Below are 17,521 nucleotides of genomic sequence, written 5' to 3' on the forward strand. Positions count from 1 at the left end.
TTCGTTGGTGCGAGCCCCACGACGTCAGTGTCGTGGCAGCTTCGCGTGGAGCGGGTTGCGGGTGACGCCGGTACCGGGTCGACGGGGTGTCCCCGGAGGCGAGCTCACGACCTGCGGCTCGTGCGCGGACCTCGCCGCGGCGTCGAGGAGGCCGTAGGCGGAGGAGGCAGCGGCGGAGAGGTGTGGGGCGGCGGGCCGGCGCCGCGCGTCGCCACCGCACTCAGGGCAGGTGGAAGCATCCGGGACTGAGGTCATCGGGTGCACCTCGTCGAAGCCGTGCGAGTCAGCGCATCGGTATGTGTAGGTGGGCATCCTTGCCTCCCCTCGTCGAGGTACTGCTGACCGTAGCCCTGCGTCGCGACGGCTGTCAACGGTGCCATGTCGACGGTCGATGGGTCCCGGCCCACGCGCAGACGGCCCGGCTCTGCGCTGCAGAACCGGGCCGTGCGTGATGCCTCGCGACATCGAGATGTGCCCCCGACAGGAGTCGAACCTGCGACCTTCGGTACCGGAAACCGGTGCTCTATCCACTGAGCTACGGAGGCGGGCGCGGAGCTGAGCATTCAGCAACGCGGGGCCAATACTAACAGGGCCAGAGGGCATCCCGACGCCACCCTGCGAGGCCGCACACACTTGTGCTGGAACGCCATGACGGCGTGACACAATCCGCTGGTGATGCGAAAGATCGAATCTGCCATTGACCTCGAACTCGACGGGGAAGCCGACCTCGTGTTCTCGATAGCCGCCCACACGCTGGCGAGCCTCGAGAGCGAGACGTTCACGATCACGGGTGACGGACAGCCGCTCGAGGTCATCGAGTCGATCGACCGCTCCGAGTGCCGGCTGCACCGCGTGACGACCTCAGCCAGGCACATCGAGATGCGCTACAGCGCGACGGTTCTCGGACGCGCGCAGGCGAACGAGCCGGAGGAGCTCGATCTCATCCAGTTCCGCCGCCCCTCTCGCTACGCGGAGTCCGACCTGCTCGGGCCCACGGCCCGCTCGATGTTCCGCGGCAAGCAGGGTTTCGAGCTCGTGGATGCGGTCGTCGACTGGGTCTCGAGGAACATCAGCTACGTGCCGGGTTCCAGCGCGCCGACCGACGGCGCGCGAGACACGTTCCTGAAGCGCCAGGGAGTCTGCCGAGACTTCGCGCACCTGACCATCGCGTTCCTGCGCGCCAACGACCTGCCGGCACGGCTCGTGTCCGTCTACGCTCCCGGCCTGGTGCCAATGGACTTCCACGCCGTGGTCGAGGTGCTCGTCGACGGAGCCTGGTATGTCGTGGACGCCACCCACCTGGCGCCGCGCCGCCTCATGCAGCGCATCGCGAGCGGTCGGGATGCCGCCGACACCGCCTTCCTCAGCAACACCATTGCGAACCTCCGCCTCTCGAAACTCCACGTGAACGCGACGTCGAGCGAGGTCATCCTCGAGGACTGGACCGAGCGGGTCCAGCTGGGCTGACCCCGGCGCTCCTTCGCGCCGCCGGAGCGCCCGTCTCGGCTCTAGGATGGGTGGTCTATGACTTCTCCAGCTCTCGTCACGGCTCTCACCACCGCTGTCAACGCCGCGCTCGCACCCCTCGAGGGCGCGGCAGGCATCACGGTCCCCGAAGCGGACATCGTGCTCGAGCGTCCGCGGAACCGCGACCACGGCGACTGGGCCTCGAACGTCGCGATGCGGCTCGCGAAGCGTGTCGGCACGAACCCGCGTGAGCTGGCCGCGAGCATCGTCGAGCAGCTGGTGCTCGACGCGCAGGTGGCGAGCGCCGAGGTCGCCGGCCCCGGCTTCATCAACATCACGCTCGACACGGCCACGGCTGGCTCGCTCGCGAAGGTCATCGTCGACGCCGGTGCGGCCTACGGCAATGGCGACTCGCTCGCGGACGTCAAGATCAACCTGGAGTTCGTGTCGGCCAACCCGACGGGCCCCATCCACATGGGCGGCGTCCGCTGGGCCGCGGTCGGCGACTCGCTGGCACGCGTGCTCATCGCTGCCGGCGCTGACGTGACACGCGAGTACTACTTCAACGACCACGGCGCGCAGATCGACCGCTTCGCCCGCTCGCTGCTCGCCGCCTACCTCGGCGAGGGCACGCCGGAGGACGGCTACGGCGGCGCGTACATCTCCGACATCGCGGGGCAGGTGGCTGCGGCCTACGGCGACGGGCTCGCCGAGCTCGATCGGGAGGCGCAGCAGGAAGTCTTCCGCTCGAAGGGCGTCGAGCAGATGTTCGGCGAGATCAAGCAGAAGCTCCACGACTTCGGTGTCGACTTCGACGTCTTCTTCCATGAGGATTCGGTGCACGAGTCCGGCGCCGTGGGACGCGCCATCGAGCGTCTGCGCGAGCAGGGTCAGATCTTCGAGCAGGACGGCGCGCAGTGGCTGCGCACGACGGAATACGGCGACGACAAAGATCGTGTCGTCGTGCGCTCGAACGGCAGCCCGACCTACATGGCCGGCGACATCGGCTACTACCTCGACAAGCGCGAGCGGGGCTTCGACCAGTGCATCATCATGCTCGGCGCCGACCACCACGGGTACGTCGCACGCATGATGGCCATGGTCGCGGCCTTCGGCGACCAGCCCGGCGTGAACCTGCAGATCCTCATCGGCCAGATGGTGAACCTCGTGAAGGACGGCGAGCCGGTTCGCATGTCGAAGCGCGCTGGCACGATCGTCACGCTCGACGACCTCGTCGACGCAGTGGGGGTCGACGCGGGCCGGTACGCGCTTGTGCGCTCATCCGCCAACTCGACACTCGACATCGACCTCGATGTCCTCGCGCAGCGCACGAACGACAACCCCGTCTACTACGTGCAGTACGCGCACGCTCGCACGTGCGCCGTGGGGCGAAACGCGGCTGAGTCCGGCGTCGACCGCTCGGCCTTCGAGCCGTCCCTCCTCGACCACGAGTCCGAGTCCGCGCTGCTCGGCGCGCTCCAGGACTTCCCGCGCGTCGTGGCGGCGGCCGCCGAGCTGCGCGAGCCGCACCGCGTCGCGCGCTTCGCGGAGGAGCTCGCAGGGCTCTACCACCGGTGGTACGACAGCTGCCGCGTCATTCCGCGGGGGGACGACGAGATCACCGACCTGCACCGCACGCGCCTCTGGCTGAACGACGCCACGAGCACGGTCCTGCGCTCTGCGCTCACGATGCTCGGGGTCTCCGCGCCAGAGCGGATGTGAGTTCCGCGTGACGCCGGTCATCTCCGCCGAGCCGCCGCTCGGCCCCGGACTGGTCCCGAGGCCGCAGCGGAGGCGGAGGATGCGCCGCTGGGTGAAGGCCGCGCTCTGGGCGCTCGGCGCCCTGCTGCTCCTCGTCGGACTGGATGTCGGCGTGCGCCTCGTCGCGCAGGACCGGATCGCGCAGCACGTGCAGGACTCGCTCCCGCCCGGGGTCGAGGGTGATGTCGAAGCCCGCGTGCACGGCTTCTCGACGCTCTGGCAGCTCGCATCCGGTCGGGCGAGTCACGTCACGGTGTCGGCGGATGAGCTGACGGCGTTCGGACTGAACCTGGCGGCGAGCGTCGACGCCTACGGCGTGCACATCTTCGACGGCATGCGGACGGAGATGCTCACGGGCACCCTCGACGTTCCCGAGGCGACGCTCGAAGGGGTCGCGGCCCTGCCGGGAACGGATGCATCGCTAACGCTCGGTGAAGATGAGCTGTCGTACGCATCCACGGTCTCCTTCCTCGGCATCACCGGTGTGCTCACCGTGGATGCGCAGCTGCGGCTCGTTGACGGCGAGGTGGTCATCGACCCGACGAACGTCGAGGTCTCCGGCAGCGCGTTCGGGCAGGCGCTCACGCAGGCCCTTCCCGACATCGACGAGTTCGCGGTGCCCATCTGCACCGCCGACTACCTGCCCGCGGGTCTGCACGTTTCGGAGTTGCGCATCGGCGAGGGGATGCTGACGGTCGGTGTCGAAGCGAGGAACATCGCGCTCACGGCCGAGATCCCGGATTCCGGGGAGTTCTCCACCTGTCGCGACTAGTTTCGAGCTGAGACGATGGGGTCCGTGCCGACGAGGCCACCCTGGGCTCGACGGCTCGCCCTCAGCGCGTCGCCGACTCAGCCGCTGAGGAACTGGAGAACTGAGATGAGCATCCCGCCGAACGGACAGGGCTTCGGGCAGCAGCCAGGTCAGGGTCAGCAGCAGCCGGGGTACGGTCAGCAGCCCCAGCAGCCCGGCTTCGGTCAACCGCAGCCGGGCCAGGGCCAGCAGCAGGGATACGGGCAGCAGCCTCAGCAGCCTGGCTTCGGTCAGCGCCCAGGGTACGGCCAGCAGCAGCCGCAGCAGCAGCCTGGCTACGGTCAGCAACCCCATGGTCCCGCCTACGGCCAGCCTCAGCAGCGTCCGTTCGGCCAGCCGCAGGGGAGCGGTTTCGGTCAGCAGGTCGCGGTCGCGGGCGGTCCGCCCCCGAACGGTCAGCAGCCGGGCCCGTGGCAAGGCGGTCAGCCCCCGCAGGGCAAGAGGCCGCGGCCCTGGTACGCGCAGTGGTGGCTGTGGACCGCCGTCGGGGTCGTGGTGGTCGCGGGTGGCCTGGTCATCGGCGAGTTCGCGGCTCGGGCGAACGTGACGAGCGCGCTCGAGGAGCAAGCGAGCAAGATCGTCATCGACAACTACGGGGAGGCTTCGGCTCCGACGGAGTACACCGTCGCCGTGGACGGCTTCAGCGTGCTCGCGCAGGTGCTCACCGGCAAGATCGAGCACGCGACCCTGACCTCGGTGGGCGATGAAGGGATCACGGTCGGCATCGACCTCAGGGGCATCGACGCATCGCTGGAGGGTCAGGTGGACGCCACGACCGTCGATCTCTCGGTGGCGACCGACGTCCTCGATGGCGTTCCGACCGCTCTGCAGGGCGAGGAGAGCGAGATCGACACCGAGTCCTACGAGACGACGATCAGCTACGGCGACGATGTCATCAACATCGAGGCCGTGAGCGGAACTGGTGAGTTCCAGGTCAAGGTCGAGTCTGAGCTCGGGTACGAGACCGCCGACGGGAAGCTCTTCGTGACGAACGACAGCAGCATGACGCTGTTCGGGACGAGCATTCCCTTCGGGTCCGACGAGAAGGTCGAGGTGCCGACGTGCGCGGACTCGGGGCTCGAGGCGACGGTCACCGACGCGGGTGTCTCCAGCGAGGCGATCACGTTCTCCTGGCAGGTCGACGGTGCACGACTCGACGAGCTCCCCGCGGTGGCCGACTGCCTGTAGCCCTGCGTGTCGGCGCCGGCGGCCTGTTCCGCCGAGAGGCCAGCCGATAGCATGCTCTGGTGCCTGAAGCTCTCCGCGAACCACAAGCCGTCCACCTGACCGGAGCGAACCCACTCGCCCCTGCTGCCCTCGAGGTGCCGAGTGACCTGAACGAGCTCGACGCCCACGTCTGGTCGAGGAATGCGAACCGCGCCGAAGACGGCGCGGTCTGGATTGCGGGTGCGGATGTCCGCGCGCTCGCAGAGCAGTTCGGCACCCCGCTCTACATCGTCGACGAGTCGGATGCGCGAGCGAGGGCAAGCGAGACCGTCGCGGCCTTCACCGACGCCTTCGCGCCACTCGGGGTCTCGGCCAAGGTCTACTACGCGGGCAAGGCGTTTCTGAGCGCCGACGTCGTGAGGTGGATGCTCGAGGCTGGCTGCGCGATCGACGTGTGCAGCGAGGGGGAGCTGGCGCTGGCGCTGGCGGCCGGCGCGCCGCCCGCGCTGATCGGCTTCCACGGGAACAACAAGTCGAACCGAGAGATCGGCCTCGCCGTCGCCGCCGGGATCGGTGGGATCGTGCTGGACAGCACCCAGGAGCTCGATCGCGTCGCCGCGGCCGCCGCCGCCGCGGGGGTCAGGCAGCCCGTGCGTGTCCGCGTCAACTCCGGGGTGCACGCCTCCACGCACGAGTTCCTCGCCACGAGTCGCGAAGACCAGAAGTTCGGCATCCCGCTCGATGAGGTGGAGGCGTTCGTCGCCCGTATCCGGGAGCACGACTCGCTCGAGTTCCTCGGGTTGCACTCGCACATCGGTTCGCAGATCTTCGACGCGGACGGGTTCGGCGAGGCGGCGGACCGCCTCGTCGCCGTGCACGCGCGCCTGCTCGCCGGAGGGCCGGTGCCCGAGCTGAACCTCGGCGGCGGGTACGGCATCGCCTACCTGCCGCGCGAGACGCCGACCGACATCCGCACGATGGCCGCCCACATCGCCTCCCACGTGGCGGACGCCTGCTCGCGGCTGGGCATCGCCGTCCCGAACATGGCGTTCGAGCCGGGCCGCACCATCATCGGGCCGGCCGGCACGGCGCTCTACGAGGTGGGCACGACGAAGAACGTCCGCGTCCCACTCGACGCCGGGGGCAGCGCCGACCGCCTCTACGTCTCCGTGGACGGTGGCATGAGCGACAACGTCAGGGCCGCGCTCTACGAGGCCGAATACAGCGTCCGCCTCGCGTCGCGGGCGTCCGCTGCCGGGCCAGCGCTCGTTCGTGTCGTTGGAAAACACTGCGAATCCGGCGACATCGTCGTTCTGGCAGACTATCTCCCGAGCGATGTCGCCCCCGGCGACCTCGTCGCCGTGCCAGCGACCGGCGCGTACTGCTGGTCGCTCTCGAGCAACTACAACATGATCGGCCGACCGGCCGTCGTCGCGGTTCGCGACGGCGAGACGCGCACGCTGATCCGTGCCGAGTCCGTGACCGATCTGCTTGCCAGAGACGCGGGACTCGCAGCTGCCATGACCGATGAGCGCCCGTAACCGAGGAGAACCGATGAACCAGAACCGACCCATCCGTGTCGCCCTGCTTGGCGCGGGATCCGTCGGCTCGCAGGTCGCCCGCATCCTGCTCGAGAACGCCGAGGAACTCGCTGCCAGGGTGGGGGCCCCGCTGCTGCTCACCGGCATCGCGGTGCGCAACGTCGACGCGAAGCGCGACGTCGACCTGCCCAAGGAGCTGTTCACCGACGACGCCGAACGCCTCATCCTGGGCTCGGACATCGTCATCGAGCTCATGGGCGGCATCGACCCGGCGAAGCACCTCATCTCCCTGGCGCTGTCCACGGGCGCCGACGTCGTCACCGCGAACAAGGCGCTCGTCGCGGCGCATGGGCCCGAGCTGTTCGACCAGGCGCGCCGGGTCGGCGCGCAGCTCACGTACGAGGCCGCCGTGGCGGGCGCCATCCCGATCATCCGCCCGCTGCGCGACAGCCTCGCCGGCGACAGGGTCGAGCGCATCCTGGGCATCGTGAACGGCACGACCAACTTCATCCTCGACCGGATGCACACCAGGGGCGACTCCCTGGAGGAGGCCCTGCGCATCGCGACGGAACTCGGCTACGCCGAAGCAGACCCGACGGCCGATATCGGCGGCTACGACGCGCAGCAGAAGGCGGCCATCCTGGCGTCCATCGCCTTCCACACTGAGGTCCCCGTCGAGCTCGTGCACCGTGAGGGCATCACGGAGATCACCATCGAGCAGATCGAGCGAGCGAAGGCGGCTGGCTTCGTGGTCAAGCTCCTCGCGATCTGCGAGCGCGTGACGGGCTCCGACGGCGTCGAGGGCATCTCGGCGCGCGTCTACCCGGCGCTCGTCGACGAACAGCACCCGCTCGCCTCGGTGCACGGTGGGAACAACGCCGTCTTCGTGCAGGCGCAGGCCGCCGGCGACCTCATGTTCTACGGTGCTGGAGCCGGGGGAGTGGAGACCGCCTCGGCCGTCCTCGGTGACCTCGTCTCCTCCGCCAGGCGCCGCGTCAACGGCGGACCCGGCCTGGGTGAGTCGACGCACGCGGACCTGCCGGTACTCGAGGTCGGCGAGATCACGACCCGCTACCAGATCATTCTCGAAGTGCACGACCGTCCCGGTGTGCTCGCGGAGATCGCGAAGGTCTTCAGCGACTTCGGCGTCTCGGTCTCGACGCTCGAGCAGCGCAGCGCCGGTGGTCAGGATGGCTCGCCCGCGGGCCACTCCGCAGACTCAGCCGAGGGCGGGGCGACCCTCGTCATCGGCACGCACGCCGCAACCGAACGAGCCCTCTCGGCCCTCGCCGAGGCCCTGGCCGCTCACGAGGCATCGCGTCGCGTCACGGGGGTTCTCCGTGTCGAGGGCGCGCTCTAGCGCACGGCCCACCGGCGCCACCGACCACGACGCACCGCCCGTGGTGTCCGTCGAATTCACTCACATCGCAACAGTCCTCTGCCTAGGAGTCGCAGCATGAAGCAGGTCGAACAGGCGCGTCGCGTCGAAGTCAAGGTCCCCGCGACGAGCGCCAACCTCGGACCGGGCTTCGACACGCTCGGTCTCGCGCTTGCCGTCTACGACACGCTCGTCGTCGAGAGCGCGCCGGCTGGCGTCCTCGAGATCGACGTGGAAGGCGTCGGTTCCGAGAGCGTGCCACGCGACGCCTCGCACCTCGTCGTCCAGTCGATCGAGCACACGCTCACCGGCCTCGGCTACGAGCTGCCCGGGCTGCGCATCCACGCCGTCAACACGATCCCGCACGGGCGCGGCATGGGGTCCTCTGGCGCCGCGATCGTCTCCGGCGTCATGGCAGCAGCCGCGCTCGTCTCCAACGACGTGGAGCTCGACGCGGACACGCTCCTGCGATTCGCGACCGAGCTCGAAGGTCACCCGGACAACGTCGCGCCGTGCCTCTTCGGTGGTCTGACGATCGCCTGGGTCGGAGAGAACGGGCCCCGCTCGAAGCAGCTGCTCGTGCATCGCGGCGTCTCGCCGATCGTCCTGATCCCGACCGAGACGATGTCCACCAAGCTCGCCCGCAGCCTCCAGCCCGAGAGCGTCCCGCACGCCGACGCGATCTTCAACCTCTCACGCTCCGCCCTGCTCGTCGCCGCACTCGTCCAGAGCCCGGAGCTGCTCTTCGAGGCGACGGAAGACCGCCTCCACCAGAGCTACCGCGCATCCGCCATGCCCTTCACGAGCGGCCTCGTCGCCGAGCTGCGGGCCGCAGGATTGCCCGCAGTCGTCTCCGGCGCGGGCCCGAGCGTGCTCGTGCTGTGCGAGAGCCCCGAGCAGCGGCTCCGCGCCGCGGCGGTCGCGGAGGCCAACACGCAGACCGAGTGGAACGCCATCATGCCTGCCGTTGATTTCCTCGGTGCTACAGTGGAGGTGCTGTCGGGCGACGCGGCCACACTCTCGGTGTAGGCACAGCGCGACAGCTTCAACTCTCCGAGCAGCGGAGTACGCACCCCCCTCGATTTCTGTCGATGTGGTTCAGAGTGCGTGAGAAGTCCCGCTCGCTCGATCTGAACACCGCAGAACGCGGTAGAGGTAAGGACTCACAGCAGATGACTGACACGACACCCACTGCGGAGCAGGAAGCTCCGCTCACTTCCATGAAGGTCGCGGACCTCCAGGCGCTTGCCGCCGGTCTGCAGATCCGTGGCGCTCGGAGCTTGCGCAAGGGCGCGCTCATCGACGCCATCGAGGCGGCACGCGCAAGCGCCGCGCCCGAGGCGCCGGCCGTCGAAGCCGACGTCGCACCGCTCGAGGCTGACGTCGTCGAGACGGATGCCGCACCGGTCGAGGCCGCTGCGGCGCCCGAGGCGGAAACCCAGGCCGAGTCGGCGCCTCTCACCGATGAGGAAGCGCCCGTCGTCATCGATGACTCCGCAGCGCAGGAAGCGACCGCACCGGCCGCGCCCGCGGCTCCGGAGCTGTCGCTCGACGACCTCGTCCTCCCTCCCGCACGCGGCGAGGCCTCGGAGCAGGACGACGCACGCGACGAGGACCAGGGACGCGCAGGCCAGCGGAAGCGTGGCCGCGGCCGCGGCCGTCGTGGTCGCACCAACGACACCGAGCAGAGCACCACCGACAACGCGGAACCCGCCGCCAAGCAGGACGAGCCGGCCACGGAGTCCAACGGCGACGCGCAGGATGACGAGCAGCAGGGCGGGCGCCGTCAGCGCGGACGCTCGCGCGGACGCGGCGGAGACCAGGCGCAGGGGCGCGCAGAAGGCCAGCAGGCACAGGACACGCCCGCTGACGACGAGACGGACGAGCAGCGTCGTGGCCGCGGCGGTCGCTACCGCGACCGCAAGCGCGGACGCGGGGGAGCGGAGGACACCGAGCCCGAGATCGCAGCGGACGACGTGCTCCTCCCCATCGCGGGCATCCTCGACGTGCTCGACAACTACGCCTTCGTGCGCACGAGCGGCTACCTGCCAGGCCCGAACGACGTCTACGTGTCGCTCGCGCAGGTCAAGAAGTACCAGCTGCGCAAGGGCGACGCCGTCGTCGGCGCCATCCGCCAGCCGCGCGAGGGCGAGAACCAGCACGGCCGCCAGAAGTTCAACGCCATCGTGCGCTTCGACGCGATCAACGGCCAGTCGCCGGAAGAGCCGCGCCAGCGCCCCGACTTCGACTCGCTGACCGCCCTGTACCCGCAGGAGCGACTGCGCCTCGAGACGAGCGAGGACCGCGTCGCCACTCGCCTCATGGACCTCTTCGCCCCCATCGGCAAGGGGACCCGCGGCCTCATCGTCGCACCGCCGAAGTCGGGCAAGTCCATCGTGCTCGAGCAGGTCGCCGCCGCAGTTGCGAAGAACAGCCCCGACGTGCACCTCATGGTCGTCCTCATCGACGAGCGTCCGGAAGAGGTGACGCACATGCAGCGCACCATCCAGGGCGAGGTCGTCGCGGCCACGTTCGACCTCCCCGCCGACGACCAGACCACCGTCGCGGAGCTCGCCATCGAGCGGGCGAAGCGCCTCGTCGAGCTCGGCCACGACGTGGTCGTGCTGCTCGACGGCGTGACCCAGCTGTGCCGCGCCTACAACCTCGCGGCTCCCGCATCCGGTCGCATCCTGCCTGGTGGCGTGGACGCCTCCGCGCTGACCCCGGTTCGCCGCTTCTTCGGCTCAGCCAAGAACGTCGAGAACGGCGGCTCGCTCACGATCCTCGCCACGGCCATGATCGGCACCGGCTCCAAGACGGAAGACACGATCCTCGAGTCGTTCGCCGGCACGGGCAACATGGAGCTGCGCCTGTCCCGCGACATCGCCGACAAGCGCGTCTTCCCCGCCATCGACATCTCGCACTCCCAGACGCTCCGCGAGGAGCAGCTGCTCACGCAGCAGGAGGTCGAGGCGACCTGGAGCATCCGCCGAGCCCTCACAGGCGGCGACCCGCTCCTGCTGCTCGAGGCCGTGCTCGCCCGCGTTGCAGGCACAAGCACTAACGCGGAGTTCCTCGCCTCTGTCGCGAAGCAGCCCATCCGCGCCGCCAAGGCATAGTCATGGCCAGACACGAGATGGCCGACTCCGTTCGGCAGCTTCGAGCCGAGCACGAGGACCTGCAAGAGCAGCTGGCCGACCCTGAGCTGCACGCCAACCCGGCGCGCGCGAAGAAGGTCAACCGCCGGTATGCCCAGCTCGCGCAGATCCTCGCGGCGGACGCCTCCCGGGCCGAGCTCGAGGACGACCTCGAGGCCGCCAGGGAACTCGCCAAAGAGGACCAGTCGTTCGCCGAGGAAGTCCCCGTGCTGGAGGAGAACCTGCGTGTCGCGCAGGAGAAGCTGCGGCGACTCCTCATCCCGCGCGACCCCGACGACGGCCGTGACGTCATCATGGAGATCAAGGGCGGTGAAGGCGGCGAGGAATCGGCGCTCTTCGCAGCCGACCTCCTCCGCATGTACTCGCACTACGCGGAGCAGCGCGGCTGGAAGACCGAGATGATCTCCTCGACGGAGAGCGACCTCGGCGGCTTCAAGGACGTGCAGGTCGCGATCAAGGGCAATGCCAACGACCCGGCGCTCGGCGTCTGGGCGAGCCTCAAATACGAGGGTGGCGTGCATCGCGTGCAGCGGGTCCCCGCGACCGAGTCGCAGGGACGCATCCACACGTCGACCACTGGCGTCCTCGTGTTCCCTGAGGTCGACGAGCCGGAGGAGATCGAGGTCAGCCCCAACGACCTCAAGATCGACGTCTTCCGCTCGTCCGGCCCCGGCGGCCAGTCGGTCAACACGACCGACTCTGCCGTGCGCATCACGCACATCCCCACGGGAATCGTGGTGTCGATGCAGAACGAGAAGAGCCAGATCCAGAACCGCGCAGCCGGCATGCGCGTGCTGCTCGCGAGGCTCCTCGCCCACCAGCAGGAGCAGATCGCGGCAGCGGAGTCGGAGGCGCGATCCGGGCAGATCCGCACGATGGACCGTTCGGAGCGCATCCGCACGTACAACTTCCCGGAGAACCGCATCGCGGACCACCGCACCGGGTACAAGGCGTACAACCTCGACCACGTCATGAACGGAGCCCTCGGGCCCGTCATCCAGTCGGCGATCGCCGCCGACGAGGAGGCACGTCTCGCGGCCCTCTCCGGCAGCGACGACTGAGGTCGACGCTCACATCGCACCGAAACGGCGGCCAGCACTGCTGGCCGCCGTTTCGCTGTCTCGGGGCTGGGACCCTTGAGATCTTTTAGATCTCGTAGTACCCGACGAGGTCCTGCTCGGCGGGAGTACGCTGACGGACGCGAGCTGGCACACCCGTGAGCACCGAGTTCGCGGGTGCGTCCCGCGTGACCACGGCGTTCGCGCCGATCCGCGAGTCGTCGCCGATCGTGATGTTGCCGAGCAGCTTCGCCCCGGCGCCGATGAGCACCCGGCTGCCGACGGTGGGGTGCCGCTTCACGCGGTGGCCGGAGGTGCCGCCCAGGGTGACCCCGTGGTAGATGAGCACGTCGTCTCCGACGACCGCGGTCTCGCCGATGACGATGCCCATGCCGTGGTCGATGACGACCCGGCGACCGATCTGCGCGCCCGGGTGGATCTCGACGCCCGTCGCGAAGCGATTGAACTGCGAGAGCGTGCGTGCGAGCAGCTTCGTGTCAGCGCGCATCCACAGTCGGTGGGCGATCCGGTGCAGCCAGAGCGCGTGCATGCCCGAGTAGTTGATCACGATCTCGGCCTTGGAACGGGCCGCCGGATCGTTCTTCCGGGTCGCCGCGATGTCCTCCCTGACGCGACGCCAAACGCCGACACCTTGGGGTGCCGGCGTTCGACGTGGTGTTGCCAGTGCCACTCGCTAGTCGCGGAGGTCGTCGAAGAGCACCGTCGAGAGGTAGCGCTCGCCGGTGTCGCAGATGATCACCACGATGTTCTTCCCGGCATTCTCGGGACGCTTCGCGATCTCGAGAGCCGCCCAGAGGTTCGCTCCGCTCGAGATGCCGCTGAAGATGCCCTCGGTCGAGGTCAGGGCGCGGGAGACGCGGATGCTGTCCTCGAGCGTCGCGTCGAGGACCTCGTCGATGACATCGCGGTCGAGCACGTCTGGCACGAAGTTGGCGCCGAGGCCCTGGATCTTGTGGGGGCCGGCCTTGCCCTCGGTGAGGAGCGGCGAGTCCTTCGGCTCGACGGCGACGATCTTGACCTCGGGCTTGCGCTCCTTGAGCACCTGTCCGACGCCGGAGATCGTTCCGCCCGTGCCGACGCCCGCGACGAAGATGTCGATTTCGCCGTCGGTGTCTGCCCAGATCTCCTCGGCAGTGGTCTCGCGGTGGATCTGGACGTTCGCCTCGTTCTCGAACTGGCGAGCGAGGATCGCGCCCGGCGTCTCGTCGACGATCTGCTTGGCGCGGGCGACGGCGCCACGCATGCCCTCGGGGCCGGGCGTGAGGACGAGCTCGGCGCCGAACGCCTTGAGCAGCTGTCGGCGTTCGATCGACATGGTCTCGGGCATGGCGAGGATGACGCGGTAGCCGCGAGACGCGCCGAGCATCGCGAGCGCGATGCCGGTGTTGCCCGAGGTGCCCTCGACGATGGTGCCACCCGGCTGCAGCTCGCCACTCTGCTCAGCTGCGCGGATGATGCCGAGGCCGAGGCGGTCCTTCACCGACGACCCGGGCCCGAAGAACTCGAGCTTGGCGAAGATGTTCGCGCCGGTCTCGTTGATGCGACCGAGCTTGACGAGCGGGGTGCGGCCGACGACCTCGGTGATGTCGTTGTAGATCTTTCCAGTCACTTCGTGCCCTTCTGGGATGCTGTGTGAACTTCGTGGGTGTCGCTGGCAGCGTTCGCCCGCGTCAATCGTCCCAATCATCTCGCGCGCGAGTGCTGTGCATGACGCTGCGAGTCAATGTGCGGGAGACTCTCTTCATGATCTTGCACGTAGACGCGCAGAGAAAGCTGGTTCGCGAACAGCTGAAGGCGGCCGGCATCGCCGAGAGCAGCGTCGAAGCGGACCTGCTGCTCGCGGGTGTGCTCGGCATCTCACGTGGCGAGGTGCAGATGCGCTCGCTGCTCGGCCGAGAGCTGTCGGAGCAGGAAGCACTGGAGGTGAGTGCTGCGGCGGCGAGGCGAGCCCGTCGCGAGCCCCTCCAGCATGTGCTCGGCGTGGCGCCCTTCCTCGACATGGAGCTCGCCGTCGGCCCGGGGGTCTTCATCCCGCGGCCCGAGACCGAATCGCTCGTGACCGCCGCGGTGTCCCTGCTCGGCCAGGATTCGAACGGCACCGACCTGGCGGGCATCGATGTCGGCTCCGGGAGCGGGGCGGTGGCGCTCGGCGTCGCCCGGACGCACGGTCGCATCCGCATGACGGCGATCGAGCGTTCGAGTGCCGCCTGGCCCTGGCTGCGCGCGAACGTCGAGGCGTTCGGCGGCGGGCAGGTGAACGCGTTCTTCGGAGATGCCGCGCGCGCCTTCTCGGCGGTGCCGCCCGGATCGCTTGATCTCGTCGTCTCCAACCCGCCGTACGTGCCCGCCGCGAATCGGCCGGAGAGCCGCGAGGTCTGGCGACACGACCCCGAGGATGCGCTCTACTCCGGAGCCGACGGCCTCGACTTCATCCGGGAGCTCGCGACCTGGTCGTCCGCTTCGCTCGCTCGGGGCGGCGTGCTCATCGTCGAGCACGAGGACTCCCAGGGGGCGGAGATCAGACAGATCTTCGCCGACGCCGGCTTCATCGACGCCACCACCGGTCAGGACCTCACCGGCAGGGACCGCATCACATCCGCCGTGCTCTCCGCGTCGGGCCAGGGTGGAAGCGGCCAGCCGACTATCATGTGACGAAGTATGGGACAGATCTACGCCACCACAGACTCACTCGACCTCCTGGCAGCGGTCCGCGCGGCACGCACGGCCATCGCGAGCGGCGAGGTCATCGTCATGCCGACCGACACGGTCTACGGCATCGCGGCCGATGCCTTCTCGGCATCTGCCGTCCAGCGTCTGCTGGACGCCAAGGGGCGCACACGCGCGACCCCGCCGCCGGTGCTCGTGGCGAACCACGAGACGCTCGACGCGCTCGCCGAGAACGTCCCCGCGCTCGCGCGGCAGCTCTTCGAGCGCTTCGCGCCGGGCCCCCTCACCGTCATCCTGCAGGCCAGGGGCTCGCTGCAGTGGGACCTCGGCGAGACGAACGGAACGGTCGCCCTGCGCATCCCCGACAGCCGCCTCGCACGCGAGCTGCTCAAGGAGACCGGACCGCTCGCCGTCTCGAGCGCCAACAAGCACGGCGAGCCCGCGGCGACGACGGCGCAGGAGGCGCTTGATGCCCTCGGCGAGGTCGTCGGTGTGTTCCTCGACGGTGGCCCGGCAGGAGGCGAGCCCTCCACGATCGTCGATGCGACCCCGCTGACGCGCGGTGAACCCGCGCGCATCGTCCGACAGGGAGCGCTTTCACGCGAGCTCATCGAAGAGGTGCTCGGAGACAAGCTCGCGCCGGTCGATGCCCCGGCGGCGGAACCGGCAGTCGAAGCGGAACCGGCAACCGTGCCGGAGCCGGCAGGAGAAACACAGCCGGCAGTCGTCGCTGCGAACCCGGAGCAGGTGGCCAGCGCACCCGCGGCGCAGCCGAAGCCGTCGACGGGGCACGAGTCCTAGCGTGCGGATCTACCTCGCCCTCGTGGTCGGCACGGCGCTCGTCACGCTTGTGCTCGTCTACGTGGTCTGGCGACTCGCGATGCGCTACAAGTGGTACCCGCCTGTCCGCGACAGGGACGTCCACACGACACCCAAGCCGAGACTCGGCGGCGTCGCGATGTTCGTCGGCATGCTGCTCGCGCTCGCCGCGGCCTCGCAGATCCCGTTCTTCTCACTCGTCTTCGAACAGCCGGGACGGGTATGGGCCCTCGTCGGCGCCGCGTCCCTCATCGTGCTGATCGGCGTCATCGACGACTTCATCGACCTCGATTGGATGACGAAGCTCGCAGGCCAGATCCTCGCCGCCATCCTTCTCGCCTGGCAGGGCGTCGCGATCACCTCGCTCCCGATCGGGGGCATCACGGTCGGCTCCCAGTGGATGTCGATCGCCATCACGGTGCTCGCCGTCGTCCTGGTGATGAACGCCGTCAACTTCATCGACGGGCTCGACGGGCTCGTGGCCGGAGTCGCGATCATCGCGAACGGCGTGTTCCTCGTCTACAGCTACGTGCTCAGCGAGTTCGCGGGGCAGACGGGGCGCTTCACGATGGGTGCGCTGCTCTCGGCGATCGTGATCGGCATCTGCCTCGGCTTCCTGGTCCTCAACTGGTACCCGTCGAAGATGTTCATGGGGGATGGGGGAGCGCTGCTCGTAGGGCTCCTCATGGCCGCCAGCGCTGTCGCGGTCACGGGCGAAGTCGACCCGCAGACGATCAGCCGCACGGAGCTCTGGCCCGCCTTTCTGCCCATGATCATCCCGTTCGCGGTGCTGATCGTGCCGCTGCTCGACTTCTCCCTCGCAGTGTTCCGACGGATGCGCGCGGGCAAATCGCCTTTCACCGCCGACAGGAAGCACCTCCACCACCGCCTGCTCGACATGGGTCACTCCCAGCGCTGGGCGGTCGTGGTCTTCTACTCCTGGACGGCTGTCGTCTCGGTGGGGGCGCTCATGGCGTTCGCCGCCGATCTGATCTCGATCCCCATCGGCCTCGTCATCGGCTTCGTCGTCGTCGGCTTCGTGCTCTGCACGCTCGTGACGATCGCGCCGCTCAGCCGGCGCAAGTCGAGGGAGCGCCACGCGCAGAAGGCTCCGGGCGAGAACGCCCACGACGAGCTCGCCGATGCACACGCCTCGCTGCTCAAGGCAGCACCAGAATCCGGAATGGACGCATGAACTCCTCTACGACCCCCACCTCCGTGCCCATCTTCAAGAGCATCCTGAAGTGGTCCGTCGTGGTCGCCATCGCGGTCGCCGTCATCGGCGGCGCCGCTGGCTTCTTCGCGGTCGGGATCAACGGCCTGTGGAGCGCGCTCTTCGCCGCGGCCATCACGCTGCTCTTCACGGGTATCACGGTCGTCTCCGTCATCCTGGCTTCGCACCTCGATCAGATCTTCTTCATGGCGACCATCCTCGGCGCCTGGATCCTCAAGTTCATCGTGTTCCTCGGCGCGCTCTTCCTCATCAGGGACCTGCCGATCGTCCACCTCTTCACCCTCTGGCTGTGTCTCGTCGTGGCTGTCATCGCGACGGTCATCGTGGACGTCGTCTGCGTCGTGCGCGGGCGGATGGGCAACGTCAGCGACGTGCGCCTGCCCGGCGACGACAAATAGTAGAAAAGTTGGCTCTGGAGGCCCGAACTGCACTCCTGCCT

The 17,521-nt window shown here is 68.9% G+C and carries 16 protein-coding genes and 1 tRNA gene; 13 read left to right on the forward strand and 4 right to left on the reverse strand.

Annotated features, from left to right (window positions below; all coding sequences use genetic code 11):
- Positions 1-24: 24 nt before the first annotated feature.
- Positions 25-312, reverse strand: coding sequence for an FmdB family zinc ribbon protein (locus HDC34_RS08370; RefSeq protein WP_179556533.1), 288 nt, complete (start codon positions 310-312; stop codon positions 25-27).
- A 160-nt stretch (positions 313-472) separates the two neighbouring features.
- Positions 473-545, reverse strand: a tRNA-Arg gene (locus HDC34_RS08375).
- Between the two features lie 130 nt (positions 546-675).
- Between HDC34_RS08375 and HDC34_RS08380 the strand changes: the two genes are divergently transcribed.
- From HDC34_RS08380 to prfA, 9 genes are all read left to right on the forward strand, one after another.
- Positions 676-1,467, forward strand: coding sequence for a transglutaminase family protein (locus HDC34_RS08380; protein ID WP_179556534.1), 792 nt, complete (start codon positions 676-678; stop codon positions 1,465-1,467).
- 57 nt (positions 1,468-1,524) lie between these two features.
- Positions 1,525-3,189: an arginine--tRNA ligase gene (gene argS / locus HDC34_RS08385; protein WP_104312158.1), complete on the forward strand. Its 1,665-nt coding sequence runs from the start codon at positions 1,525-1,527 to the stop codon at positions 3,187-3,189.
- 7 nt (positions 3,190-3,196) lie between these two features.
- Positions 3,197-4,000, forward strand: coding sequence for a DUF2993 domain-containing protein (locus HDC34_RS08390; protein ID WP_179556535.1), 804 nt, complete (start codon positions 3,197-3,199; stop codon positions 3,998-4,000).
- A 105-nt stretch (positions 4,001-4,105) separates the two neighbouring features.
- Complete coding sequence (locus HDC34_RS08395; RefSeq protein WP_179556536.1) at positions 4,106-5,227, forward strand: hypothetical protein; 1,122 nt, start codon at positions 4,106-4,108, stop codon at positions 5,225-5,227.
- Between the two features lie 59 nt (positions 5,228-5,286).
- The gene (gene lysA / locus HDC34_RS08400) at positions 5,287-6,747 is read left to right on the forward strand and encodes a diaminopimelate decarboxylase (RefSeq protein WP_308807289.1); all 1,461 of its coding nucleotides are present in this window, start codon (positions 5,287-5,289) and stop codon (positions 6,745-6,747) included.
- A gap of 13 nt (positions 6,748-6,760) precedes the next feature.
- Positions 6,761-8,107: a homoserine dehydrogenase gene (locus HDC34_RS08405; RefSeq protein WP_104312156.1), complete on the forward strand. Its 1,347-nt coding sequence runs from the start codon at positions 6,761-6,763 to the stop codon at positions 8,105-8,107.
- Between the two features lie 96 nt (positions 8,108-8,203).
- Positions 8,204-9,154, forward strand: coding sequence for a homoserine kinase (gene thrB, locus HDC34_RS08410; RefSeq protein ID WP_179556537.1), 951 nt, complete (start codon positions 8,204-8,206; stop codon positions 9,152-9,154).
- Positions 9,155-9,297: 143 nt separating this feature from the next.
- Positions 9,298-11,244: a transcription termination factor Rho gene (gene rho, locus HDC34_RS08415; RefSeq protein WP_179556538.1), complete on the forward strand. Its 1,947-nt coding sequence runs from the start codon at positions 9,298-9,300 to the stop codon at positions 11,242-11,244.
- Positions 11,245-11,261: 17 nt separating this feature from the next.
- Complete coding sequence (gene prfA, locus HDC34_RS08420; protein WP_104312601.1) at positions 11,262-12,344, forward strand: peptide chain release factor 1; 1,083 nt, start codon at positions 11,262-11,264, stop codon at positions 12,342-12,344.
- 85 nt (positions 12,345-12,429) lie between these two features.
- Here the strand turns inward: prfA and cysE are convergent, their stop codons facing one another.
- Both cysE and cysK read right to left on the reverse strand, forming a co-directional pair.
- Positions 12,430-13,026 (reverse strand): serine O-acetyltransferase, encoded by a 597-nt coding sequence (gene cysE / locus HDC34_RS08425; protein ID WP_104312600.1) that lies wholly within the window; start codon positions 13,024-13,026, stop codon positions 12,430-12,432.
- A 9-nt stretch (positions 13,027-13,035) separates the two neighbouring features.
- Entirely contained in the window at positions 13,036-13,971 is a 936-nt protein-coding gene (gene cysK / locus HDC34_RS08430) for a cysteine synthase A (protein WP_244295926.1), read from the reverse strand.
- A gap of 134 nt (positions 13,972-14,105) precedes the next feature.
- Between cysK and prmC the strand changes: the two genes are divergently transcribed.
- Genes prmC through HDC34_RS08450 form a run of 4 tightly spaced genes read left to right on the forward strand, consistent with a single transcriptional unit; the run spans position 14,106 to position 17,480 of the window.
- Positions 14,106-15,014 carry a peptide chain release factor N(5)-glutamine methyltransferase gene (gene prmC, locus HDC34_RS08435; protein ID WP_179556539.1) on the forward strand — a complete coding sequence of 303 codons (909 nt, stop codon included), beginning with the start codon at positions 14,106-14,108 and terminating at the stop codon, positions 15,012-15,014.
- Positions 15,015-15,020: 6 nt separating this feature from the next.
- Positions 15,021-15,830 (forward strand): L-threonylcarbamoyladenylate synthase, encoded by an 810-nt coding sequence (locus HDC34_RS08440; protein WP_179556540.1) that lies wholly within the window; start codon positions 15,021-15,023, stop codon positions 15,828-15,830.
- A 1-nt stretch (position 15,831) separates the two neighbouring features.
- Positions 15,832-17,043, forward strand: a complete 1,212-nt coding sequence (locus HDC34_RS08445) for an MraY family glycosyltransferase (protein ID WP_104312151.1) — start codon at positions 15,832-15,834, stop codon at positions 17,041-17,043.
- Positions 17,040-17,480 carry a hypothetical protein gene (locus HDC34_RS08450; protein WP_104312150.1) on the forward strand — a complete coding sequence of 147 codons (441 nt, stop codon included), beginning with the start codon at positions 17,040-17,042 and terminating at the stop codon, positions 17,478-17,480. The genes HDC34_RS08445 and HDC34_RS08450 overlap by 4 nt, the downstream gene beginning before the upstream one ends.
- Positions 17,481-17,521 lie beyond the last annotated feature (41 nt).

The organism is Pseudoclavibacter sp. JAI123 (assembly GCF_013409665.1).
GTDB lineage: Bacteria > Actinomycetota > Actinomycetes > Actinomycetales > Microbacteriaceae > Pseudoclavibacter.

Coding starts and splice junctions, on each gene's coding strand:
- rho (WP_179556538.1), top strand. CDS start 9,298: ATGACTGACACGACACCCACTGCGGAGCAGGAAGCTCCGCTCACTTCC.
- HDC34_RS08395 (WP_179556536.1), top strand. CDS start 4,106: ATGAGCATCCCGCCGAACGGACAGGGCTTCGGGCAGCAGCCAGGTCAG.
- argS (WP_104312158.1), top strand. CDS start 1,525: ATGACTTCTCCAGCTCTCGTCACGGCTCTCACCACCGCTGTCAACGCC.
- thrB (WP_179556537.1), top strand. CDS start 8,204: ATGAAGCAGGTCGAACAGGCGCGTCGCGTCGAAGTCAAGGTCCCCGCG.
- prmC (WP_179556539.1), top strand. CDS start 14,106: ATGATCTTGCACGTAGACGCGCAGAGAAAGCTGGTTCGCGAACAGCTG.
- HDC34_RS08450 (WP_104312150.1), top strand. CDS start 17,040: ATGAACTCCTCTACGACCCCCACCTCCGTGCCCATCTTCAAGAGCATC.
- prfA (WP_104312601.1), top strand. CDS start 11,262: ATGGCCGACTCCGTTCGGCAGCTTCGAGCCGAGCACGAGGACCTGCAA.
- HDC34_RS08405 (WP_104312156.1), top strand. CDS start 6,761: ATGAACCAGAACCGACCCATCCGTGTCGCCCTGCTTGGCGCGGGATCC.
- HDC34_RS08380 (WP_179556534.1), top strand. CDS start 676: ATGCGAAAGATCGAATCTGCCATTGACCTCGAACTCGACGGGGAAGCC.
- HDC34_RS08440 (WP_179556540.1), top strand. CDS start 15,021: ATGGGACAGATCTACGCCACCACAGACTCACTCGACCTCCTGGCAGCG.
- HDC34_RS08370 (WP_179556533.1), bottom strand. CDS start 312: ATGCCCACCTACACATACCGATGCGCTGACTCGCACGGCTTCGACGAG.